Consider the following 23185-nt stretch of genomic DNA (forward strand, 5'->3'; position numbering starts at 1 on the left):
CGGGCGGCCACCCCTTCCGTGGAATCACACAGACGCGAAGAGGGGCTGTCCATACGGGCAGCCCCTCTTCGCGTTTGTGAATGATCGGGGGATTCGGATCAGGACGGGGGCTGGTAGCCGAACCCAACGTCTATGTACTGGCCGCCGGCCGTCTGGTGGCAGTGCACCGCCAGGGTGTTCGTACCGGTGGTCACCGCCGCCGCCGCCGCCGCAGACACAGCGAACAGGCTGTAATTGGTGGTATAGCCCGCGGCCGAAACTGCCAGGACACCGTTGATGTAGACCTCAGCATCCTCATCGTGGTGCATCCGGAGAACCGGAGTGCCGGCCGGCACGCTCGTGATGTTGAAACCCCGCCGCAGCCATATGTCGCCCGGCGTGGCGGTCCACTGGGTACGTATGATTCCCCCCGGCGTGCCGTTGCTGCCGAACCCGCCCTGCCCGGTGGCCCATGCGGAGTCTCCGAATGTCGGGTTCATCCATGTGGTCGCCGGTTGAGTGATAGTGTACTTCCACGTCACACCGGCCGCCTCTGACGTGGGCGAAACGAATACCGGCGGCGGAGGGAAGATCCCCTTGTTGATCTTGGCGATCCGCGCGACATCCATCTTCGTGACGGCGCGGTCATACGTCATCAGCCCGTTAATCTCCGTCTCCACGTCGGTGGTCTGCGTGTATACCGCGGCGCTGAGGCCAGGGTTGTCTTTGAGGGCGTAGGCGTTTCGAAGCAGTTCCGTGTACGCCTGCATCAATTCCTCGGACGTGTTGTAACCGGCATAGGACCAGCTGTTCGTGTTCCAGAGATGATCCGTCACCTTGAGCCCGAGGCCTCCAAACTCCCCCAGTGAAGCGGCGCGCTTGGGCTCGGGGTTGGGAGAGCCGGGGCCGGGGTAAACATGCCAATCGACAAAATCGCCGACACCCGCGTCGGTCCAGCCGGTGGCATTATTGACGAGGCGGCTGGGATCGAGCGCTTTGACCCAGGGCGCCAGGCGCGTCGTGTCATACTGGCCCCATCCTTCGTTGAAGACAACCCACGTCACGATGCTCGGGTGGTTCCATTTTCCCTGGACCATCCGTTTCATCTCCCTTTCGAACTGGGTGCGACTGTCATGCGAAGCCACCGGAGGCGCGTTTCGCATGCTGGGCATGTCCTGCCAGACCAGCAGCCCTTTCTTGTCGCACCAGTAGTACCAGCGTTCCGGCTCCACCTTAATGTGCTTGCGCACCATATTGAATCCGAGGCTCTTCTCCATGTCCAGGTCGTACTGAAGCGCCGCATCCGTGGGAGCGGTGTAGAGGCCGTCGGGCCAGAACCCCTGGTCCAGCGGTCCCACCTGGAATACGAAAGCCCCGTTCAAAAGGGGGCGTGTGATGCCGCCTGGGTCCTTGCCGATTTCGACCTTCCGCATCCCGAAATAGGAGCCGATTTCGTCGATCTTGTCGGCGCCCTTATAGAGCCCGATGGTGAGGTTGTACAGATAGGGATTGTCCGGCGTCCAAAGCGTCGGATTCGGCACTGGAAGCATCAGGTCCACACCCGGCGCACCCGTGACCTCACCGACGACCGTCGCGCCATCCGCCGACGTTGCCCTTGCCTGGACGGTATACGTCCGATCCAGATTCAGTGCGGAAACGTTCAGGCGCAGTCTTCCCGTATCGATGTCCGGCGTCGCGTGGAACGTATCAATTCGGGCTTTCGGGACCGGTTCCAGCCACACGGTCTGCCAGATGCCGGTAGACGATGTATACCAGATCCCGTTCGGATTGGGGTCCTGTTTGCCGGTGACCTGCTCCCCAACGGGGGTCGTGTCATAGACGTAGACAATCACCTCTTGAGGGCCGGCGGGCTTCAACGCGCTGGTGATGTCATAAGTGAACGGATCGTAGCCGCCACGATGCGATCCAACCTGCCGCCCATTGACCGTCACCGTGGAAAGCCAGTCCACGGCGCCGAAATGCAGCAGCACGCGCTGCCCCGCCCATGCGGACGGGATATCGAATGTCCGACGGTACCACGACCGGTCATAGTGCTGCTTGATTCCGGAGAGCGCGGACTCCATGGGGTACGGAACCAGTATCTCTTTCGAGAGGGTCACGCCCACCGGAGGTGTTTCGCCCGAGGCCGCCGGCTGAAACTGCCAGAGTCCGTTCAGATTGAGCCAGTCGGGCCGGGTCATCTGCGGGCGAGGATATTCAGGAAGCGCGTTGGTTGGCGAAACGTCGGCCGCCCACCGGGTCATGATATTGCCTGGCACCGGGGTCCAGGCTGCGTGGGCGGTTGTGAGCGCCCCGGCAAGGGCGCAAAGCGCGGTAAGCAGGCCGCACGCGGTCCGCGGGCGTATGTCTCGGGTCATGGTCAGGCTGGCCTCTCTCTTTGAATCAGGTTGGCAAGGGTCCCGCGAAACGGACGTGCCGCCGCGCAGTCATCTCACACGCTCATTGTATGAAATGCCCGCAGCGCGCCGTCATTTAGCGCCGGCGTATTTCGATTTCCTCCGGTCCGGTTCCATGGCCCGTTCGCACGGCTCCTGTGCCGGCCTGCGCGTCCAGCTATAACCAAACGCCCCACCAGGTTCGTGACGGGCTAATGCGTCCACCATTGCGACAATTCGTGACGGGCTAATGCGTCCACCATTGCGACAAATGGTACTCTTTTACCGAGCTTACACGCTTGATTTATAATTCTGCTAGCTCGCTTTCATTAGTTAATTGGCACAAGTTTTGCCCACTGCATCTCAGGGTATTCTGGCGGTGTCTGCAGCCCGTAACGGGCCTGACATCTGCGGGGCCCCGCGAGACGCTCTAACCGGAAGGGGCAGATTGCTGTGATCGCGATCGATGAGTTCTGTGGCAAATCGGATCTGCAAGCGACGGCACTCTCGTCGATCGCATATCGTTCGCTCGATTCGTCAAAGCATCGAGCTCACAGCGCGCATCTGTCTCGACAGGTCACCGAACAGGTGACAGAATTGGACACTCGCCAATCTCGGCGTGGCAACGCAGCATCCAGTCATCACGGACCGACGTGGTATCGACCGGTGTCGGATTTCATTATTCCGTCCGTACGGCCGGGTAACACGGGTCCGTTTCGTTTTATTCGGGCGCAGAGCGCCCCATGTTCAGTCTCCTGAGTTCGCCATTCGGAATGGTCGCGGCATCGAGTAACCGGACCGGACTGAATGGGCAGGCAGTGGGTGCAGTACGTTATCAAGCACCCGGAGGGATTTTATAGTGAATACTCGTTTGTTGCGGTGTCTCTTACCGGTGTTTATGCTTCTGGCCACATGCGGCCTTTCGCAAGCAGTAGTCAGCACCGGAATTGCGCCGACCGGAGATCCGGGTGGGTTCGAGATCGAGGGCGACCTCACCTCGAATACCACCGCCCTCACCACCGATTGGTTGGATGGTCCTGCAGGAGTGCAGGGCATTTTGAACAACGACGGCACAGTGAGGACTCTGCCGCCTCCTGGCGTCACTTACCGACGCCTCGATGCGTACAACACTCTCGACGATGTTTTCGCCGGAAGTAACCAGGTCAACGCCGACCCGAATACATATAAATGGCAGACGGGTTCGGCCAACAACAAGACCGACATGAACAACGTTTATGTTCATGTCTCCGTTCAAAACACGACGTCTACCCTGTACCCGGACACCCACGTTGGCGACCGGTGGATAACCGCATCGGCGGACCGACTGGTAACCAACGGAACCAGCTATGTCGACTTCGAACTGTGCCAGGCGGCGGTCACGAAGGTAACCGATCCGCTTTGTTCGGTGAAGGCGCCGTGCGGTTATTTCGTCACGAACCCGCTCAATACCTCTACGGGAGGGCGGACCCCCGGCGATGTGCTGATTACCGCCAACTACGGGCAGGGCGGGACTGTGGCAACCATGCTTGTCTCTGAATGGCAGCAGGTGGGCGGAGTCTGGCAATAGGTTGACGTAACCGCCGGCGTATTGCCCGGCACCGCTTTTGTAGCGACGTCGACGACTAACGGGTTGCCGGTGCCGTATGGAGCCTTCGGCCTGTTCACCTACCTGTCGAATCAGTTCGTCGAGATATCCGTCGATGTCACACAACTCGTCAAAGCAGTGGTAAACCCCTGCTCGGGCATCAACATCAAGACGGTTTTCGTCAAGACAAAGACATCGACCGCCAGTAACGCGGTCCTGGAAGATCTGGTCGATCCGATACCGGTGTCCTTCAGCGCCGGCTTCACGGTCTCGGCGATCGGGACAAACCCGAAGTGCAACGGCGGAACTGACGGCTCAATCACCGCGACAGCCACCGGCGGTTCGGGCACACTGTCGTACTCCATAAACGGCGGGGCGAACTACCTGTCCTCCAACGTGTTCAACGGTCTTGCGGCCGGCACCTATACCGTAACGGTGAAGGACTCCGGAGGCTGTGTCATCACCAGCGGTCCGGTGACGCTAGTGAACCCGCCGGCGCTCGTAGCCAGTTCCCTGGCGGGAACCATCTCGTGCAATGGCGGAACGACCACGGTCACCGTCGGCGCCACGGGCGGCACACCGCCGTACTTAGGGACCGGCAGCTTCACAGTGAGTTCCGGCCCCTACTCCTTCACGGTGACTGACGCCCATGGGTGCTCTTCCACAACAACCGGCACCGTCTCTCAGCCCCCGGCGCTTTCCGCCTCGATCACCGCGCAGACCAACGTGGCCTGCTTCGGTGACAAGACCGGCAGCGTCACGGTGGCGGGTGCGGGCGGTACGAGCCCCTATTCCTACTCCATCGACGGTACCAACTTCGGCGCCAGCGGCACCTTCAGCGGGCTTGCGGCTGGTTCCTACACCGTCACGGTCAAGGACGCCAACGGGTGCACGACGACCCAGGCGGTGACCATCACCCAACCGGCGGCGGCGCTTTCGGCCTCCATCACCGCGCAGACCAACGTGGCCTGCTTCGGTGACAAGACCGGCAGCGTCACGGTGGCGGGTACGGGCGGCACGAGCCCCTACTCCTACTCCATCGACGGTACCAACTTCGGCGCCAGCGGCACCTTCAGCGGGCTTGCGGCCGGTTCCTATACCATCACGGTCAAGGACGCCAACGGGTGCACGACGACCCAGGCGGTGACCATCACCCAGCCGGCGGCGGCGCTTTCGGCCTCCATCACCGCGCAGACCAACGTGGCCTGCTTCGGTGACAAGTCCGGCAGCGTCACGGTGGCGGGTGCGGGCGGCACGATCCCCTACTCCTACTCCATCGACGGTACCAACTTCGGCGCCAGCGGCACCTTCAGCGGGCTTGCGGCTGGTTCCTACACCGTCACGGTCAAAGACGCCAACGGGTGCACGACGACCCAGGCGGTGACCATCACCCAGCCGAACTCGGCGCTTTCCGCCAGCGCGAAATCAACCGACGTCGGTTGCGCTCCCGTCAGCGCGGGATCGGTCACAGTGACAGTCAGTGGCGGCACTGCTCCATACGCAGTGGTTGTTAACAGTGTCACCAAGAACATCACCACCTCGGGCGGCAGCGCGACCTTCGGCACTCTGCCGGCAGGTACTTATACTGCGACGGTGACTGACGCCAACGGCTGCAAGACGACGGCCACGGCCACGGTCAATCCGTCCAACTGCGTGCCTATGGCGATTGTCACCGACAGCTCGCTCTGCACCTACGACGTGGATCCGAGCACGCCGTGCAAGGACTTCCGCTTGCTCTTCACCCAGGATCCGAAGAATAAAGGGTGTTACAAGCTCACGGCCAGCAACCCTGGCCAGACCTACTTTAACGTGTTCGGCTCCGGCACACCCGGCGATACGCTCACGTTTGTCCTGACTATCCCGTATCCCTTCGTAACGCAGGGTGCGAATCCAATCCACGCCTATGACGGCGTAACGATCACCCCGACCAGCACCGGTGAGTGCCTCACCCCGGGGAACGGAATTCCGATCAAATCGGTAACGCCTTCGCCGATAATCACGCTCAACTCCTACAGCCCGAAGGCCATGGGCTCGTCGGTCACCCTGACCGCTCAGGTCGTCGTGCCGGCGTCCGGCTTCGTGTATCTCAACATCCACCTGGACTACGGCCTGAAGGGTATGGGCGGATACTCGCCTGATCTCAGCAGCAACGCGTTGCAGTGCGGGACTTCGACGGTTGTCCCGATCCCGAACGGCGATCACTACCTGTTCGGCTTGTCGGGCGACGTGACAGGATCGGACCAGATCTGCAACATCAACCAGTTCAGCGGGGGCACGAGTGTGGGCCTGACTCCCACAACCGGCGCCTACTGACGCGAATGTGATAACATCGGGCCCACTGGAAAGGGCCACTGACGAAACCCGCTCCGCCGCCGGAGACGAAATACCGGCGGCGGGGCCATGACCAGGAGGGGCGGCGTTTCAATGATGGGACGCCGCCCTTCCGCGGTTCTCCTATCTCGCAACCGAGCGGGCCCGGAAAGGCCCGTAACAGATTCACGCAGCGCTCCACTGCCCGCCTGAGTCTGCCAGGATACCGCTCCAGCCCGTTGGACACGCCTGGAGACCCGGGGATAGCATGGACTATGGCACGGTAATCGGCGATACCCCCGCGGCAAAGGGACCGGATGCGGCCGAACGAGGGGATTGACCCACAAGGGTGACCGGAACCGGGTTCCGGCAGAAAGGTGAAAGCAATGCGGGACGTATCGGCAAAAAACGACTCCTTGCGGACCGCGACCGCGCGCGCGGTGTTGACTGCGTCTCCGCGAACCATTGAGGCGATCCGTGAAGGGCGGGCGCCCAAGGGTGACCCGATTCCCGTCGCCAGGGTGGCAGCGATCCAGGCGGCCAAAAACACGCCCCAGCTCATACCTTACTGCCACTCCGTTCCCCTCGATTACGTGCGCGTGGAATTCGACATCGCGGCGGACTCGATCACCGTCACCACTGAGGTCAAGGCCGTCTATAAGACCGGCGTCGAGATGGAGGCGCTGACGGCGGCGGCCGCCGCCGTCCTGAACCTCTATGACATGCTCAAGTTCATCGACGATGAGATGGAGATCCGGTCGGTGACGCTGCTGGAAAAGACCGGCGGCAAATCGAACGTGGCCGCCGTCGATCCATTCCGTGCTGCCGTCATTGTCATTTCCGACAGCGCCGCGGCTGGTACACGGGCCGATCGGTCGGGCATCATCCTGCGCGAAGGTCTCATCGAGAATGGCGGAGAGGTTGGCGATGTGGTGATCGTACCGGACGATATCGAGCCGATCCGCCGCGCCGTCCTGGATGCCTGCGACGCTGGGGTGGACTTCGTGTTCACCACTGGTGGAACAGGGCTGGGGCCGCGCGACGTGACGCCGGAGGCGGTCGCAACGCTGATCGAACGCCCCTCCCCAGGCATCGAGGACCAGCTTCGAGCCTACGGCGGGCGCCGCACACCGTATGCGATGATGAGCCGACTATGCGCCGGCACACGGGGCGCTACTCTCATCGTCTCCCTTCCGGGAGCGCCGGCGGCGGTCCGCGATGCGTTGAGCGCTCTGTTCCCGTACATCGGGCATGCGCCTCATGTGATCCGCGGAGGCGGGCATGGCGACTGAACGCCCACCTTTGACCGATTACGCGCAGGCGCTGGAAACAGTCCTTGAGTACGCCGCTCCGCTTGGAACGGAGGATTGCGCGCTCGGCGATCTGCTCGGCAGGGTACTCGCGGAGCCTGTTTGCGCTGAACTCGCGATGCCCTTCTTCGACAGCTCTTCGGTGGACGGTTACGCCGTAACCGAGGAGGACGTGGATGCGGGACCAAAAGGCGAATGCCTCCGCCTGGAACTGGCCGGGACGATCCGCGCAGGCGACGATCCGACCGGGATCGTGCTCCAACCCGGGAGAACACTTCAGATACTCACGGGGGCGGCGCTGCCGCAGGGAGCCGCCGCCGTCGTCATGCAGGAGGACGTTCACGTAGAAGGCGGTTCGGTGGTCATCGACGCACCGGTGACAGGCGGGCAGTACATACGCAGACGGGGCGAGGAATTCGACGCCGGAAGTGAGGTGGCGCCGGCGGGGATCGTGGTGACTCCGGGTGTGGTCGCCGCCATCGCGGCGATCGGCAAGGCGAATGCGACGGTCTTCCGCCGGCCGCGAGTGGGGCTTCTCGTGACCGGTGATGAACTCGTCGCCCCAGGTAATCCCCTCAGGCCCGGCCAGATATACGAGTCGAACTCCCACGGCCTTACAGCCTCGCTTCTCGCCATGCGTTTCGAAGCGCCTGTGGTAGAACGGGTCCCCGACGACGCCCCGCAGACCCGCGCGGCCCTCGCGAATCTGCTCCGCGACTGCGACGTAGTCCTCACATCCGGCGGTGTATCGGTCGGCGAATACGACCATGTGAAGCCGGCGCTCGCCGACCTCGGGGTCGAGACAATTCTCTGGGGAGTGGCCATGAAACCGGGAAAGCCGTTCTACTTCGGGTGGAAGGATGGCTGCGCGGTTCTCGGCCTGCCCGGCAACCCGGTCGCTGCCATGGTCACGTTCCATACGCTGGTGAGGCCGTACCTGTTGCGGAGCATCGGACTCTCCGGCAGGCTCGCGCTCTCGCGGGCGGGGCTCGCCTCGGCCTTAACGAAGGAACCCGGCCGCCTGGAGTTCGTGCCGTGCCGGCTGACCGGTGGGATTGCCGACCCGGTGCTGAAGCGGGGATCGCATATGCCCGGCACCCTTGTTGCGGCAAATGCCCTGGCGATCTGCCCCCGCGGTATCGCCTCCCTCGCGGCCGGCGACGAGGTCGAGGTGATGATGCTCGAAGGGAGCGTGACATGACCATTCAGGTCGGCTACTATGCGTCGTTCAGGGAGCAGAGCGGCCTCTCACGCGAATCCATCGAAACCCGTGTGGCTACCGCCTCGGAGCTGTTCGATGAGCTGCGCATCCGCCACGGGTTCACGCTTCCGATGGAAGCGGTCCGCGTAGCGATCAACCGTGAGTTCAGACAGATGGACGCCCGCCTCGCGGACGGAGACGAGGTCGTTTTCATCCCGCCGGTGGCTGGAGGCTGAGCCATGTTCCGTATCGTTCAGGCGAAAATAGAACCGTCGGAGATGCGACTCGCAGCCGCGGGAGGATTCGTCACGTTTGAGGGACGCGTCCGCGACCACAACGACGGTCGAACCGTTACCGGTCTCGAGTACGAGGCGTTCGTCGAAATGGCGGAGTCCCAGGGAAAAGCGCTTCTCGCCGAGGCTCGGGCCGCGTTTGACATCCTGGATGCTCGGGCGGCCCATAGAATCGGACGCTTGGAGATCGGCGACGTGGCGGTCTGGATCGGCGTGAGCGCGGTTCACCGCGCCGATGCCTTCCGCGCTTGCGAGTGGATAATCGACGAGATAAAGGAGCGCTTGCCGATCTGGAAGAAGGAATATTACTCCGGCGGCGACAGCGGCTGGGTCGGCGCACCGGAGGCGCTTCCGTCGGCTGAAACCATCCCCGACCCTCGGGGCTGAAGTGAGTCACCTGTGCCGTTGGTCACCGGACCACCTTCGTCTCTATACTTGATCTCATTATGACGGACCTTTTTGGTCGGACTATTGACTACCTCCGCGTAAGCGTGACAGACCGGTGCAACTTCCGGTGCGTCTACTGCATGCCCGCGGAAGGGATGCGCTTCCAGCCGATGGATGATGGCCTGACGCTCGATGAGCTTGGCCGCCTGGCTGATGCAGCCGTTCGTCTGGGCGTCCGCCGCGTCCGACTGACCGGCGGCGAACCGTTGGTACGTCGGGACATCGTGGGCATCGCCAGGAGGTTCAAGGACGCCGGCATCGCGGAGATATCGTTGACGACCAACGGTCAGCTTTTGGCGCCGATGGTCTGCGACCTGAAAGCCGCCGGTCTCAACCGCGTCAACATCAGCGTTGACAGCCTCAAGCCCGAGGTGTTCCATCGAGTGAGCCGCGGAGGCGATTTGGACACGGTGTGGCAGGGCGTTGAAGCGGCTCTGGAAGCAGACCTCCAACCGGTAAAGATCAATTGCGTGGCGATGCGGGGGGAGAACGACGCAGAGGCCGCGGATTTCGCGGCGCTCACAATCGACCGCCCGATACACGTCCGGTTCATCGAATTGATGCCGATCGGCGGGACCAACGTCAAAATCGCCGAGGAGAGAGTCATCTGGCGCAGCTACGTCGGCAAGACGGAGTCTCTCGCACCGGCGACAGACGTAGTCACCGGAACAGCCGCGCTCTACATCCCTCTCTCGGATATCCGCGCGCGGGTTGAGGAACTCGGCCCGCTCGAACCGGCGACCGTCAGCACGGCCGGGCCCGCGCGCAACTTCCGCCTCCCGGGGGCGAAAGGGACCATCGGATTCATCAGCCAGGTCTCCAACACGGCGTGCGCCGCCTGTAACCGCATGCGCATCACTCCGGACGGAATGCTGCGGCCCTGCCTGATGGCGCAGGGTGAGGTCGACCTCCGGACGCCGCTACGGAACGGTGCGACCGACGAGCAATTGGAAGCTTGTTTCCTTCGGGCGCTTGCCCGAAAGCCGTTCGAGCACGATCTTGCCGGCGGGCATTTCGCCAGCGACCGGACGATGAGCCAGATCGGCGGGTAAGAGCCGACCTGCCCCCTCATCCCCCAATTCCGGGGCGGGTGTCCGGCGAGCCGCCGGACCCACCGTGATCGGCATTCATCGTTCATCGCTCCTCACTCCGCGTTTCAACCGTGCGGGCCTTCCCATCGCCCGAGGAATGCCTTCGCGGTCACCAGCGTTGCGACCGCCAGCGCCAGCGAGAGGACCGACACGGCAACCGCGGTGTCGAGGTCGCTTTCCATCGCGGTCATCACCGCGAGCGTCAGGGTTTGGGTGCGGCCGGGGAAATTGCCGGCAAACATCATCGTGGCGCCGAACTCGGAGAGCGCACGCGCCCATGCGAGAACCAGGCCGCCGGTAAGCGACGGGCCGGCCAGAGGGACCGTCACAACCCAGAACGTTCGCCACCGCCCCGCCCCCAGCGTGTAGGCAGCGCGTTCCAGTTCGCGATCCACCCCTTCGAACCCAGCCCGTGCCGCCCGAATGAAGAACGGGCTCGCGATGAACACCTGCGCCATGATCACGGCCACCGTAGTAAAGCCGATCTCAATGCCAACTGCTTCCAGGTGCCGCCCGATCAATCCGCGCCGGCCGAACGCGAGGAGCAGGGCGACACCGGCGACTACCGGCGGGACCACTACCGGAAGGTCCACCAGCGTGTCCAGGATGCCCTTTCCGGGAAAACGCTTGCGAGCGAGCAGATACGCCATCGGGGTCCCCAGTATCACACAGAGCGCGGTGGAGATCAACGTCGTGCGCATCGTCAGCCACAGTGCTCGGACCGCCATCTCGGAATGCAGGTGCGAGAGCCCGCTGTTTGTGAAAAAGGACAGCAGGAGCGCCGCGATGGGCACTGCCAGAAAGGCAATGATTCCCATCGAGGCGAGGCCCAGCACCCAGCCTTCGCCGTGGTCCCAATGTCGAGTTGACTTAGCGCGATTGCCCATGGGGATTGGGGAGCCGGAACCCGTGGCGCAGAAGGATACGTCTCCCCTCGGGCCCGCGAAGGAGCCGGATGAATTCGGTGGCAAGCGCCTTGTGCCGGCTTTCCGCGACGACCGCAACCGGGTATGTGGCGATGACGTTGAACCGCGCCGGGATAACAATCGACTTCACGCGCGGCCGGACGGTCGCGGCGTCAGTCACGTAAACGAACGCGGCATCAGCTTCACCCAACGTCACTTTGGAAAGGACAGAGCGCACGTTGAGTTCGCGGCTCACAACGTTTGCCATCACACGGCTCCGGAAATCGCGTCCGAACCGGCCCGAATCGTCCATCGACCGCAAGACTTGATCGGCATAGCGCCCCGCCGGCACATTCTCTCCGGCCAGGACAAGCCGGACGCCCGGTCGCGCAAGGTCGGAAAGGCTTTTCACCTTTGCCTCGGACGCCGGGGTGACGACAGTCAGCGAGTTCTGGGCGAAAAGCACAGCCCCCCTAACCATGTGCTTGCTCCGGAGGGCCTGCATGTGGTCGAGATCGGCGCTGGCAAATACGTCCGCGGGTGCGCCCTGCTCTATCTGAGTGCGAAGCACCTGGCTCCCCGCGAAGTTGAACGCCACGGTGTTGCCGGGGTGTGCTCTGGAGAAGCGCCTCCCCAGTTCCGTGAAAGGCTCGGTCAGGGAGGACGCGGCAAAGACCCTGAGGCTTTCCGAACATGCCGGAAGGCTGCAGGTGGCCGCAAGCGCGGCGGCGATCATGAAACGTCTGGCGTTGGTCATCAGGGCGTCACCGCAGCAATGGGCCATCCAGGCTCTCCATTGCTGCACAGAGACATTATGCGGTGAATACGCAGAGGCGGGCGAATGCGATCGCCCATCGGCGTTCGGCCGCTGCGGAAGCTGCATATGCTTCGCCTCTCGGAGCGGAACTCTGGAAGCACAAACCGGTTGCTGATATCAAAGGCTCCTATTGGCCATGGAGCAGAGCGACGCGTGACGAAAGCTGCTCCGCCACCGGCGTGCCGCCAGATCGTGAGGATGGTATGGAAGATCGGTCAGAACCGCCCAGCAGCGAGATAACGCCGGAAAACACGTATCTCAACCGCCGCGCCTTCCTGAAGGCCGGGGTGCTAGCCGCGTCTGTGCTGGCCACCGGAACCCTCTATCGCCGGTTGAATACACCGTCCAGTGCCCCCGTCAACGCTAAAGAGATCAACGTGGTCGCACCCATTGGGCCGCCCGAATCGGGCTTTCACGTGGACGAACCCAGGACCTCGTTCCAGGACATCACGCATTACAACAACTTCTACGAGTTCTCCACGAACAAGGATGCTGTCGCCGACGCTGCGGCGGACTTCATGACCTCCAGCTGGAAAGTAGAAGTCGGCGGGTTAGTGAACAAGCCCAAGGTGTTCGACCTTGACGACATTCTCAAGATCGCGCAGGCCGAGGAACGAGTCTACCGCATGCGATGCGTGGAAGGTTGGTCGATGGTGATCCCATGGGCCGGTTACTCGCTGTCGAAGCTCCTGAAGCGGGTTGACCCTTTGGGAAGCGCGAAATACGTGGCCATGCAGACTCTGCTCGATCCGCGGAGGATGCCGGGCCAGAATACGAGCGTCCTCCAGTGGCCGTACGTGGAGGGCCTACGCATGGACGAAGCTATGCACCCGCTCGCCATCCTGGCATCGGGCATCTACGGCCACGCCCTACCCCCCCAGGACGGCGCCCCGCTGCGCCTGGTCGTGCCGTGGAAATACGGCTTCAAGGGCATCAAGTCCATCGTGAAGATAATGCTCGTTGAGACCCAACCCGCAACCACGTGGAACATCGCTGCTCCGTCGGAATACGGGTTCTACGCAAACGTCAATCCGAACGTCGATCACCCCCGGTGGAGCCAGGCGACAGAACAGCGCATCGGCGAAAGCGGTCGCCGCAGGACGCTCATGTTCAATGGCTACGAACGGCAGGTAGGCAGCCTGTACACGGGTATGGACCTGCGGAAGAACTTCTGACCGGCGTGCCGATTGAACGAGGAACTGTGCCGCTTTGAAAGACGTGCGTTTCGCCAGATTCGTGTTGTTCGTCAACTGCCTGGTTCCGGGGGCGCTCCTGTCGTGGGACGCGTATCACCACAGGGCAGGGGCGAACCCGGTCAACTACGCCCTACGAACGACGGGGTTTCTCACGCTCACCTTCGTCGCCTTGACGCTGCTGGTGACGCCGGCCCGAAAGCTCACGCGCCTGAGTTGGCTCTATCACTTTCGACGCCCACTCGGGCTCTTCGCCTTCTCCTATGCCGTCACGCACTTCACGGTATTCTTCGCCTTTGACCGGGCGATGAGTCTGCGGAGCACCATTTCCGAAATGGTCAAGCGCCCGTACCTGATAGTCGGATCGGCAGGATTGCTGGCAATGGTTCCTCTGGCCGCAACATCCACCAACGCGATGATCAAGCGTTTGGGACCGAAGCGCTGGCAGGCGCTGCATCGGCTGGTCTACTTCACTGCGATCGCGGGCGTCGTGCATTTCTACATGCTCGTCAAATCCGACCATCGTCTGCCGGTCGCGTTCGGGGTCGTGATGGCAGCGCTGTTGGGTTACCGCCTGGTGTCCCTCATTCAGGGGCGAACACGCCGGCGTGAGCGCGCACAGTTGCATCCGAGCCGAACATGACACCCTCGTGGTCATCGGGCTGAAGCGAACGGGCCCAGCAGCAAGACCAACGGGGGCCGCGCTGGTCCGGTGATTTGCCTCGGCAAGCCGGGCCTGCTATATGGTACGGTTGGAACGGTTCGCCCCGCCCCGTTTCAACTCGAAGATGCGTCCGCCGCGCAACGGCATTACACTCCTGATGCCGGACCGGCGGGCACTGGCGCTCTTGCGGGGAAGACGGGAGCGAGCAATGGAAGAGGATATCCGATTCACGCTCAACGGTAAGGCTGTCACACTTACGGCCGACCCCGACCGCATGCTTCTGTGGGTTCTCCGCACCGATCTCGGACTCACCGGCACCAAATATGGATGCGGCGAGGGCATATGCGGAGGCTGCACCGTCCTGGTCGATGACAAACCCCTCCGGTCCTGCGTGACCCCCCTTTCGCAAGTGAAGGGCAAGACTGTAACCACTATTGAGGGCCTGGCACAGAACGGAAAACTGCATCCCCTGCAGCAGGCGTTTATGGACCACGACGGGTTGCAGTGCGGGTACTGCACCCCCGGGATGATCCTCACCGCGTACGGCCTCCTCAAAGGGAATCCCAAGCCCTCCTATTCCGACATCGTTACGGGAATGGACCAAAACCTGTGCCGCTGCGGCGCCCACAAGCGCATCATCGAAGCTATCCAGGCCGCCGCGAAGGAAATGCCGGGAGGAGCCTGAAATGGGAAGCGATCTGTATGAGGAGAGGTACTTCGCTGACGCCGGACTCTCTATGCCGTTCACCCGGCGGGAGTTTCTCAAGGCGCTTGGCGGTGGTGTGTTTATCCTGTTCGTGGGCGGCGATTTCCTGGCGGGAGACGCCTTCGCGCAGCGCCCGGGCGGGCGCCCTGCGATGCCGTCCGATTTCAATGCATTCCTCCGCATCGGCGAGGACGGCAGGGTGACGTGTTTCACCGGCAAAATCGAGATGGGGCAGGGCATCATCACGTCGTTTACCCAGATGCTGGCTGACGAGCTGGATGTGTCGCCGGGTTCCATCGATATGGTCATGGGCGATACTGACCTGACTCCCTGGGATGGCGGCACCCACGGCTCGATGTCCACACGCTTCTTCGGGCCGCCCCTGAGAGCCGCGGGAGCGGAAGCCAGGGCCGTTCTGCTCCAACTGGCCTCGGAACGTCTGAGCATACCGGTAGAGCAGTTGGACGTCGAAAACGGCATCGTCTTCGATCGAACCAGGAAAGAATCAAAGGTATCGTACGCCGAACTGGCCAAAGGGAAACAAATCGTCAGGCACATGACGCCGGCCCCGGCCGTGAAGAAACCAGAGTCCTTCAAGGAGATCGGTAAACCAAAGACGAGGCGGGATGCCCTCGAGAAGGTCACCGGCAAGGCGAAATATGCCGGGGATATCCGGCCGGAAGGGATGCTGTACGCGAAGATCCTCCGGGCGCCCGCACACAACGCGACGCTCAAGTCGGTCGACGTGTCCGGTGTAAGCGAGATCAAGGGCGCTCGAGTCGTAAGGGACGGCGATTTTATAGCCGTGCTCCACGAGCATCCCGACGCCGCTGAACAGGCGCTCTCAAAGATCAAGGTGGAGTTCACGACTCCCCCACTTGACGTGGATGACGTGACCATCTTCGATCACCTGCTGAAAGTCGCCGGTACGGGCGACCAGTTATCCAGCGCAGGCGACCTGAAGAAGGGCGAGGCAAACGCGAAAACGGTGATCGAGAGCACTTTCCTGAACAGCTACGTCGCCCATGCGCCGATGGAGCCGCACACTGCGGTTGCCCAGGTGGATGGCAAGAAGACGACAGTCTGGGCATCCACCCAGGCGCCCTTCCCCGCCAGGGACGAGGTCGCGCGGGCGCTTGGCTGCCCGCCGAACGACGTCCGCATCATCACTCCGTTCGTCGGCGGCGGCTTCGGCGGCAAAGGCCGAAACCTGCAGGTCGTCGAGGCGGCCCGCCTGGCGAAACTGGCCGGGAAGCCGGTCCAGGTCGCGTGGACTCGATCGGAGGAATTCTATGATGACAGCTTCCGCCCGGCAGCCATCGTCAAGATTCGATCGGGCGTGACCGAAACCGGTGGCATCGCCTTCTGGGATTATCACGTATACTACGCCGGTTCGCGAGGCGCGGAGCACTTCTACAACATCCCCGACTACTCCACCGTCTCGGTCGGCTCGGGCTTCGGAACCTCCGCGGGTACCCACCCCTTCGCCACGGGAGCCTGGCGTGCGCCGGGCAACAACACGAATACGTTCGCGAGGGAGTGCCAGACCGACATCTTGGCGGAGAAGGCCGGCATCGACCCCGTGGAGTTCCGGATGCGGAACCTGAAGGATGAGAAGCTGAAGGGCGTCCTCACCGCCGCCGCGAAGCAGTTCGGGTGGACGGCGGGGAAGCCTCCTGCTGGAAAGGGCTACGGCGTAGCGCTGGGGACCGATTCGGGGACCGTCGTCGCGTCGATGGCGGAGGTTTCGGTAGACACGAAGACCGGCGACGTGAAGGTCAACCGGGTGGTCTGCGCGCAGGACATGGGCCTGGTGATCAACCCCGAGGGGGCGCGGATTCAAATGGAGGGCTGCATCACAATGGGGCTCGGGTACGCGCTGACGGAGGAGGTCCGCTTCAAGGGCGGTGACGTACTGGACCGGAATTTCGACACCTATCAGATTCCCCGGTTCTCATGGCTCCCGAAGATCGAGACGCTGTTTGTCGAGGACAAGAACGCACCCGCTCAGGGAGGCGGCGAGCCGGCGATCATCACGATGGGGGCCGTCGTCGCCAACGCCATCTTCTCCGCGACCGGCGTGCGGCTGTATCAGCTGCCGATGACGCCGCAGCGGATTCTGGATGCCCTCAAGAAGCGTACCGCGAAAGGGACAGCGTAATGGAGCAGAGAAGCCCTGATGTTGAATCGCCCGGCGCCGGATCCGTAGGACAAACCGGCCGCGTGGCCGTTCGGTCGGCCGCGGTGCGCTCCGCGGCCGTGGGCTCCGCGGCCGTGGGCTCCGCGGCGACGGGCTCTGCCGCTGTTGGCGCAATCGCCATCGGCGCGCTGGCAATCGGGGCCATGTCGCTGGGCGCGCTGGCCATCGGCGCCCTCGCTGTGGGACGGCTGGCCTTGCGCCGCGGTGTCATCAGGGAGCTGACCATTGGAGACCTGCGGGTTCGGCGACTGCGTGTGGAGGAACTCGAAGTGACCCGCCAGGTTTCGCCACAATGATCCGCCTGGGCGCCATATGAACGCATCTTCCGGGTTCACTGAACCAACCAGGCTCTGGAATGACAACTGACACGGGCGGCGACTGCGGAGCCGTTGTGCTCGCCGCCGGGGCTGCCCGGCGATTTGGGCGCCCGAAACTGCTGATGCCGTTCGGCGAATCGACGGTCGTGGGCTCGGTCGTCCGTGCCCTGGCCTCGGCCGGCGTCGCTCCGATCGTCGTCGTCGCCGGTGCGGAGATCGAGGGGATACGACTGGCGCTCGCCGGCGAACCGGTCAAGGTCGTCTGCAATGCCAGCCCGGACGACGGGATGCTGTCCTCCATTCGCGCCGGCTTGGAGGCGCTGCCGGCGGTGCTTGGGCGTTTCCTCGTCGTACTCGGCGACCAGCCGCGGATTCGCGGGGAGGATATATCGCGCCTCATACGGGAACACGCCGCGAGCGGGAGCCCGGTCACGATTCCCGTGGTCGGCGGTAAACGCGGCCATCCGGTCGTTTTTATCGGCGCGTATCGCCGGCGTATCCTGGATCTGGCGGACGGGCTGACTCTCCGCGACCTGATGGAAGCCCACCGGGATGACATCATCGAGGTACCCTGTGATTTCGACGCCTATGTTCGCGATATAGATACACGGGAGGATTATGAGCACGAGTTACGACAGTGGCACGCCGAGCGGTGATCGAGGGGTCTTCGGCGAAATCATGGCCCTTCAATTGGCCGGACAGCGCGCGGCCCTTGCAGCGCCGGTCCGGCTCGCCGGGTCTTTGCCGTGCGCGGGGCAATCCAGGGTTCTGGTCAGGGAAGACAGCACCATCAAGGGAACGATCGGCGGCGGCCTGCTCGAGGCGGCAGTACGGCGTCAGGCGGCGAAGGTCATTCAGGCGGGCGAGCCCTGCCTCCTGGAGTTCGAACTGACGCAGGACGAGGCTGCCGAGGCGGGGATGATCTGTGGCGGCGCATGCACGGTCCTCATTGAGCCGATCCAGCCCGGACGCGACGAAGACGTGAATTCGGCCGCTGCCGCCGCGGAGGCCGATGGAACCGGCATCACGATGATCACCGTCCTTCCCGAAAGCGGTGCCTATTGCAGACTAGCCCTGCTGCCGGACGGTGAACTGGTGGGATCGACGGGCCATCCCGAGATGGACGCGGCGCTGCGGCAGGAGGCGGAACGGCACGGGCTCGGTGAGGAGCCCCGACTCCTCACCGAGCCGTTACGGGCATGCATTCAACGGGTCTCCCGCCGTCCGGACCTGTACATTTTCGGGGCCGGCCACGTCGCGGTACCGGTCGCGCACATCGCGGCGCTCGCCGGTTTCCGCATTACGGTCGTGGACGATCGCGCCGAGTTCGCCGATCCACAACGTTTCCCGCGAGCCGACGGCGTGATGAGCCTGTCGGTGGATGAAGCGTTCAGCGGGCTGCCTATCGATTCCGCCGCCTTCGTGATCGCCATCACGCGAGGGCATTTCCTGGACGAGGACGTCGTCGCCCACGCCCTGCAGACCCCCGCCCGGTACATCGGGATGATCGGAAGCCGGCGAAAAGTGGCGACGGTCTTCGACCGGCTCCGCGAACGGGGATTTGACGAGGCGGATATCGCGCGGATCCACGCCCCGATTGGAATCGACATCGGCGCCGAAACCGTTGATGAGATCGCGATCAGCATCGTTGCCGAGATCGTATCCGTGCGCCGCGGCCTGGACATTCGGCGCAGCGCCTGAAAGGGGCAGATCGCCCGCCGGGACGTGCAGAGCCCTTAGCGGCGCCCGACCACTCGACGTCCCCTGTCGGTTGGCTCAGGGGTTCGTTTCGAGGCCGCTCAGCTTGCGGGCGATTGCAATGGCGTCCGAGAGGTCGATGGTCGCCGCGCCGGCACCTGTGGCGGCATTCAGGCGGGCGAGGTCGGCGCTGGTCGCTTTGTACGCGCCGCCGGCGATGGCCAGCGCCCGTGAAAGCTCCACCGTGCTGAACGCCGGGGACAACAGATTCAAAGACCACTGCTGGCCAAAGCCATCCCAGTAATCCCAACTCTCTACGAGGGCGCCGCTGGCGGTGGAAATGCCCTCAACATCCATGGCCTTGTTGAGGTTGTTTTTCGGCGCGATCTTGTACCAGCCGTCCCCCATCGGGATCAGGTACCAGCGCTGCGCCGGGCCGCCGCTGTTGTCCTGCAACCGAAGTTTGGTGCCGTTGTCGGTTATTCCTGAGGGCAATTCGACGCAGCGATTGCCGGCGAGTGCGGTGCGGATGCGGTAAGTCCCGTCGGTCTGCAGGTCGAGAAAGAACCTCTGTTCATCGGCTCCAGAATAGCTGCGGGTCGCGATATCGATCTGGGCGCCGTTGTTGGGGTCGGCGTTCTTCACATCCAGCGCCGTGCCCGGAGCATGGCGAGGAGACAGGCGATAAACGCCGTTGGGCACGTCTGTGCTGTAGACCGTCTGCTGAAAAGTATGAATACCCATATCGCGGCGAAGGGCCGCGACCATCAGGACGTTGCGGCGACGGTTTTCCGGGCTATCCTCGTTGTCGTAGTTCAGACCATAAGGCCAGAAGTGCATTGAATCGCCATTCAGGACTCTGGGGCCACCCTCCAACGCGGAAAGCTGGGCATTGGCGTATTGGCCCGTCCACGCCCCGCCAATCATCAGTTCACCCCAACGGCCGATGGTGCCGGCGCCCATGCAGTGGCTCAACTCATGAATCGCCACCCGCGAATTGTAGGAGCCGCCGAAGCGGATGTTCCCATCGTAGCTTGCGTCGGCGGTCGGCGTGCCGGGGCTGTTATTGGCGATTACCTGCTTGTCGAAGAGGCCGAGAGAGTTGTACAGCGTCACAGCAGTGTCCATCGAATCGATGATGGCCTGACGCCGGTTGGGATCGATGCCGTCATACCCCCACCCCAGGTTCCAGGTGAGGCGATTGCGGTTGACTTTTCGGATGATGACCGCCTGGGCGACCGCGTTCAGCCCCGCGAAACTTGGCCCGCTGGGCATCGCGTCGAAGGTTGCGCGGACAGCGGCGCCAAAGTAGACGGAGCGCCCCAGCATTTCGCGAAGACGCTGTTCCTCCTCGCCATTAAGCAGGCTGTTGCCGGACGACGCCAGTATCTGCTGGATGCGGGCCGACCGGTCTGACTGATCCAGCATGCGCGCTGTGTCGTGAATCAGAACGCCATCGAGGTAGCATCGGATATCGCTGCCTGAGAGCTGGACGCGAATGTCATACCAGCGCCCTGTCTCGATTGTGCCCGCGACCCAGGGGGCTGAAACACCGGCCATTTCGAGCCCGTGATACGCATTCCCCCACCCGCCGATGTTCCACCAGGATTTGACGGCGCCTCCCGGCGAACCGAAAACAACCACGAAGCCCTCGCTGCCGCTGATCTTGCGCGCCTTGAGTGTGAGGGTGTAGTTGGTCCACGCTGTGCTTCCCACGGTTGCCAGAGCGGGCGTGCTACTCCCGGTCTGGCGCAGGGAACCGTCCTGGATCTGCCATGTTCCGCCGGAAGTCGTCCAGCCGGGCATCCCCGATGAGAAATCGCTCTGGTACAGAGTCTGCGTTCCACTGACAACTTTGACGTTGGCGAACTCCGCCTGAGTATTCCACGTGCCCACGCCAATGAGCCCCGTTATCGGGCCGGCGATCGCCGCGTTCCCGATGAGCACGCTCGCCGCCATCAGGGCGCAGAGCAGCAGCAACTTGGTATGTCTGCCCAAATCAGATCTCCCAATTTCGTATCGAATCAGCCCGCTCGCATCGAAGCCGGCTTCAATCGGGTATCCGTGACGAAGTGCAGCGGGAAAGGTCCGCCCATCACGGTTTCAGTATAGCAACGGGCCTGTATCTAACAAGCCGCCCGGAGCCTCCGCGGCCAACGATGCCCTCAGGAATGCCCGGGGACTGCGGACCGCGGCACGAGGTCAGGTCCGAATGCTCGGGACCAGGACGTTCAGCACGTGCGGGTAAATGACAAACTCGACCGGTGTCGTGCCCACGACCTCTCCGTCTACGAGGACGGGCGCCGGCGCGTCGGTCTCGATGAGAACGTGCTGCCCGCGCAGCATCGTGACCTTCGGATGGGTGGTGTGGGCGCCCTTGAACACGCTGGGGAATGCGCGAATGAATTCGATAGCGCCCACATCGGCGAGGAGGACGATGTCGAACAGGCCATCGTCGATCACCGCGTCGGGCGCGATTCGCATCCCGCCACCATAGGTGGACGTGTTCGCCACGGAGCAGAGCATTGCACGGCGCTCGAATCTCTCGCCGTCCACGGTGATCCGCATGGGAACGGCGCGATAGGTGAGCAGACACTGAAGCACAGCGACGATGTAGGCGGACCTTCCGCGGAAAAACCGGAATCCGCGGTTCACCCGCGCCGCCACAGCGGCATCAAATCCGCACCCGGCAACATTGTGGAACCACCGGCCCTGAACTTGGCCAAGGTCCAGCGCCTGCGGCGCGCCGTGGAAGATGGTCTGCACAGCCAATTCCAGGTCTGTCCCGAGTCCGAGGTGGCGCGCAAAATCGTTGCCGGTTCCCAGCGGCAGAACGGCGAGGGTTGCCCCTGTCCCGACCAGGCCGTTGACCACCTCGCTGATGGTTCCGTCGCCACCCGCCGCAGCCACGATGGACGCGCCCGATTCCGCGGCGTCCCGCGCGCACCGCGCCCCATCGCCGGGCCCCCTCGTCTCAACCATCTCCACGCTGAACCGCGACTCATCGCAGGCCCGGGCAAGGCTCTTCCTGAGCCTTGCCAGATTCGCTGCGCCGGACCCGCGCCCGGACACCGGATTGAGAACAACGACTACCCTGGTTCGCTCCGGGTCGTCTTCCATGCACACTGCCTGCGCCCTCCGCATGAATTCCCATCCAGCGGGACAGCCCGCCGCCGCCGGACCAAATTGATCTTGAGTGGAGTATACAGCATGCGATCTCGGCCAGTCGATAACCCAGCAGTGGTTGAATCCACGCTGGGTTAACTCTCTGGCGCCCCGGGCAGGAATCGAACCTGCGACCCACTGCTTGGAAGGCGTCCGATTCAGACCCACACCCTCCAAGCGTGATCAGAACCCCGTAGCTGCTATAAGTTTTCGCGCCTTGTCTCGGAGGGGGTTTCAAGGTTTTCGCGTCCAGGGTGAGCGGGTAGTTTTCGTGTCGTCACGGAAAGTAGGTCCATCGGCCTTCTTCGTCAGGGGTGTCGTCTTGGCGGCGGAGTTTCTCGATTGAGCGAACGTAACCCGCGGCTTCAGCTTCCGTCCGGGACATGAATTTGCCGCGAATTGATCGCCCGAATCGTCGGGATCCGGGGTAGTAGTAGACTCCGGAATCCGTGTTTACCCAAACGGTTCCGGGTGGATACGTTAAATGCTGAACGGCTTCGTCTGCGCGCGCTACGGAAGGCGGTGTGCCGACTGCAAAAAGGGAAACGCCGGCCAGCGCCGCCACTCCGGCATAGACACCAACCCATTGATGGCGTCGCAGGAAGTAACGCCATTCCTCCCGTTCCCGCCAACGTTGGAACAAGAACCAAGGGCTGACACAGAGGATCACCGCGAGAACTGGCCCGCACCAAAAAAGGGCAAACATCGAAAGCATGTAAATCCATTCGCTCATCGCTCACTCCTCCGCGCTGGTCGCGCGACGCAAAGTTGTTCCCCGCCTCGTGGCGGTCCTTCTCAGACACGCGCAGCGCCTCGGCGTAAATCTCGCGGCTTCTCGCCGCCTTGCCTTCGCTCGCCAGGTGCCTGTCGAACGAGACGGACTGCGTCTCAAGCGTGAATTCCCCACT

At 63.0% G+C, this 23185-nt stretch carries 19 protein-coding genes; 14 read left to right on the top strand and 5 right to left on the bottom strand.

Going from position 1 to position 23185, the window contains the following annotated elements; translation table 11 throughout:
• Positions 1–98 precede the first annotated feature (98 nt).
• Positions 99–2357 (bottom strand): glycoside hydrolase family 2 TIM barrel-domain containing protein, encoded by a 2259-nt coding sequence (locus tag VGM51_05855; protein ID HEY3412572.1) that lies wholly within the window; start codon positions 2355–2357, stop codon positions 99–101.
• Positions 2358–3234: 877 nt separating this feature from the next.
• Between VGM51_05855 and VGM51_05860 the strand changes: the two genes are divergently transcribed.
• The 7 genes from VGM51_05860 (at position 3235) to moaA (ending at position 10573) form a co-directional block, all read left to right on the top strand.
• Positions 3235–3942: a hypothetical protein gene (locus VGM51_05860; GenBank protein HEY3412573.1), complete on the top strand. Its 708-nt coding sequence runs from the start codon at positions 3235–3237 to the stop codon at positions 3940–3942.
• Between the two features lie 21 nt (positions 3943–3963).
• Positions 3964–6273 (top strand): hypothetical protein, encoded by a 2310-nt coding sequence (locus VGM51_05865; GenBank protein ID HEY3412574.1) that lies wholly within the window; start codon positions 3964–3966, stop codon positions 6271–6273.
• A 383-nt stretch (positions 6274–6656) separates the two neighbouring features.
• Positions 6657–7562, top strand: coding sequence for a bifunctional molybdenum cofactor biosynthesis protein MoaC/MoaB (moaCB, locus tag VGM51_05870; protein ID HEY3412575.1), 906 nt, complete (start codon positions 6657–6659; stop codon positions 7560–7562).
• Positions 7552–8781: a gephyrin-like molybdotransferase Glp gene (gene glp, locus VGM51_05875; protein HEY3412576.1), complete on the top strand. Its 1230-nt coding sequence runs from the start codon at positions 7552–7554 to the stop codon at positions 8779–8781. Before moaCB ends, glp begins: the two co-directional genes overlap by 11 nt.
• Positions 8778–9017: a MoaD/ThiS family protein gene (locus VGM51_05880; protein ID HEY3412577.1), complete on the top strand. Its 240-nt coding sequence runs from the start codon at positions 8778–8780 to the stop codon at positions 9015–9017. Before glp ends, VGM51_05880 begins: the two co-directional genes overlap by 4 nt.
• Before the next feature lie 3 nt (positions 9018–9020).
• Positions 9021–9461: a molybdenum cofactor biosynthesis protein MoaE gene (locus VGM51_05885; protein HEY3412578.1), complete on the top strand. Its 441-nt coding sequence runs from the start codon at positions 9021–9023 to the stop codon at positions 9459–9461.
• Between the two features lie 59 nt (positions 9462–9520).
• Positions 9521–10573 carry a GTP 3',8-cyclase MoaA gene (moaA, locus tag VGM51_05890; protein HEY3412579.1) on the top strand — a complete coding sequence of 351 codons (1053 nt, stop codon included), beginning with the start codon at positions 9521–9523 and terminating at the stop codon, positions 10571–10573.
• A 104-nt stretch (positions 10574–10677) separates the two neighbouring features.
• Here moaA and VGM51_05895 read toward each other — a convergent pair whose 3' ends face one another.
• Entirely contained in the window at positions 10678–11499 is an 822-nt protein-coding gene (locus tag VGM51_05895) for an ABC transporter permease (GenBank protein ID HEY3412580.1), read from the bottom strand.
• Entirely contained in the window at positions 11483–12301 is an 819-nt protein-coding gene (modA, locus tag VGM51_05900; GenBank protein HEY3412581.1) for a molybdate ABC transporter substrate-binding protein, read from the bottom strand. The genes VGM51_05895 and modA overlap by 17 nt, the downstream gene beginning before the upstream one ends.
• A 236-nt stretch (positions 12302–12537) precedes the next feature.
• On the opposite strand from modA, the gene msrP reads away from it, so the two are divergent.
• The 7 genes from msrP (at position 12538) to VGM51_05935 (ending at position 19115) form a co-directional block, all read left to right on the top strand.
• Entirely contained in the window at positions 12538–13509 is a 972-nt protein-coding gene (gene msrP / locus VGM51_05905; protein ID HEY3412582.1) for a protein-methionine-sulfoxide reductase catalytic subunit MsrP, read from the top strand.
• A gap of 43 nt (positions 13510–13552) precedes the next feature.
• The gene (locus VGM51_05910) at positions 13553–14170 is read left to right on the top strand and encodes a protein-methionine-sulfoxide reductase heme-binding subunit MsrQ (protein ID HEY3412583.1); all 618 of its coding nucleotides are present in this window, start codon (positions 13553–13555) and stop codon (positions 14168–14170) included.
• Positions 14171–14399: 229 nt separating this feature from the next.
• Positions 14400–14876 (top strand): (2Fe-2S)-binding protein, encoded by a 477-nt coding sequence (locus tag VGM51_05915; GenBank protein ID HEY3412584.1) that lies wholly within the window; start codon positions 14400–14402, stop codon positions 14874–14876.
• 1 nt (position 14877) lies between these two features.
• Complete coding sequence (locus VGM51_05920; GenBank protein ID HEY3412585.1) at positions 14878–17058, top strand: molybdopterin cofactor-binding domain-containing protein; 2181 nt, start codon at positions 14878–14880, stop codon at positions 17056–17058.
• Positions 17058–17393, top strand: a complete 336-nt coding sequence (locus VGM51_05925) for a hypothetical protein (GenBank protein ID HEY3412586.1) — start codon at positions 17058–17060, stop codon at positions 17391–17393. The genes VGM51_05920 and VGM51_05925 overlap by 1 nt, the downstream gene beginning before the upstream one ends.
• A gap of 59 nt (positions 17394–17452) precedes the next feature.
• Positions 17453–18070 carry a nucleotidyltransferase family protein gene (locus VGM51_05930; GenBank protein HEY3412587.1) on the top strand — a complete coding sequence of 206 codons (618 nt, stop codon included), beginning with the start codon at positions 17453–17455 and terminating at the stop codon, positions 18068–18070.
• Positions 18033–19115: an XdhC family protein gene (locus VGM51_05935; GenBank protein ID HEY3412588.1), complete on the top strand. Its 1083-nt coding sequence runs from the start codon at positions 18033–18035 to the stop codon at positions 19113–19115. The genes VGM51_05930 and VGM51_05935 overlap by 38 nt, the downstream gene beginning before the upstream one ends.
• A gap of 75 nt (positions 19116–19190) precedes the next feature.
• On the opposite strand, the gene VGM51_05940 is transcribed toward VGM51_05935, so the two are convergent.
• Both VGM51_05940 and VGM51_05945 read right to left on the bottom strand, forming a co-directional pair.
• Positions 19191–21110 carry an RICIN domain-containing protein gene (locus VGM51_05940; GenBank protein HEY3412589.1) on the bottom strand — a complete coding sequence of 640 codons (1920 nt, stop codon included), beginning with the start codon at positions 21108–21110 and terminating at the stop codon, positions 19191–19193.
• A 204-nt stretch (positions 21111–21314) separates the two neighbouring features.
• The gene (locus tag VGM51_05945; protein ID HEY3412590.1) at positions 21315–22256 is read right to left on the bottom strand and encodes a diacylglycerol kinase family protein; all 942 of its coding nucleotides are present in this window, start codon (positions 22254–22256) and stop codon (positions 21315–21317) included.
• Positions 22257–23185 lie beyond the last annotated feature (929 nt).

The sequence above is a fragment of the Armatimonadota bacterium genome (genome assembly GCA_036504095.1).
GTDB lineage: Bacteria > Armatimonadota > DTGP01 > JAKQQT01 > JAKQQT01 > DASXUL01.

Excerpts from the sequence above, each read along its gene's own strand:
- VGM51_05855 (HEY3412572.1), bottom strand. The coding sequence starts at position 2,357 with ATGACCCGAGACATACGCCCGCGGACCGCGTGCGGCCTGCTTACCGCG.
- moaCB (HEY3412575.1), top strand. The coding sequence starts at position 6,657 with ATGCGGGACGTATCGGCAAAAAACGACTCCTTGCGGACCGCGACCGCG.
- glp (HEY3412576.1), top strand. The coding sequence starts at position 7,552 with ATGGCGACTGAACGCCCACCTTTGACCGATTACGCGCAGGCGCTGGAA.
- VGM51_05880 (HEY3412577.1), top strand. The coding sequence starts at position 8,778 with ATGACCATTCAGGTCGGCTACTATGCGTCGTTCAGGGAGCAGAGCGGC.
- VGM51_05885 (HEY3412578.1), top strand. The coding sequence starts at position 9,021 with ATGTTCCGTATCGTTCAGGCGAAAATAGAACCGTCGGAGATGCGACTC.
- moaA (HEY3412579.1), top strand. The coding sequence starts at position 9,521 with ATGACGGACCTTTTTGGTCGGACTATTGACTACCTCCGCGTAAGCGTG.
- VGM51_05895 (HEY3412580.1), bottom strand. The coding sequence starts at position 11,499 with ATGGGCAATCGCGCTAAGTCAACTCGACATTGGGACCACGGCGAAGGC.
- modA (HEY3412581.1), bottom strand. The coding sequence starts at position 12,301 with ATGGCCCATTGCTGCGGTGACGCCCTGATGACCAACGCCAGACGTTTC.
- msrP (HEY3412582.1), top strand. The coding sequence starts at position 12,538 with ATGGAAGATCGGTCAGAACCGCCCAGCAGCGAGATAACGCCGGAAAAC.
- VGM51_05915 (HEY3412584.1), top strand. The coding sequence starts at position 14,400 with ATGGAAGAGGATATCCGATTCACGCTCAACGGTAAGGCTGTCACACTT.
- VGM51_05920 (HEY3412585.1), top strand. The coding sequence starts at position 14,878 with ATGGGAAGCGATCTGTATGAGGAGAGGTACTTCGCTGACGCCGGACTC.
- VGM51_05925 (HEY3412586.1), top strand. The coding sequence starts at position 17,058 with ATGGAGCAGAGAAGCCCTGATGTTGAATCGCCCGGCGCCGGATCCGTA.
- VGM51_05930 (HEY3412587.1), top strand. The coding sequence starts at position 17,453 with ATGACAACTGACACGGGCGGCGACTGCGGAGCCGTTGTGCTCGCCGCC.
- VGM51_05935 (HEY3412588.1), top strand. The coding sequence starts at position 18,033 with ATGAGCACGAGTTACGACAGTGGCACGCCGAGCGGTGATCGAGGGGTC.
- VGM51_05945 (HEY3412590.1), bottom strand. The coding sequence starts at position 22,256 with ATGCGGAGGGCGCAGGCAGTGTGCATGGAAGACGACCCGGAGCGAACC.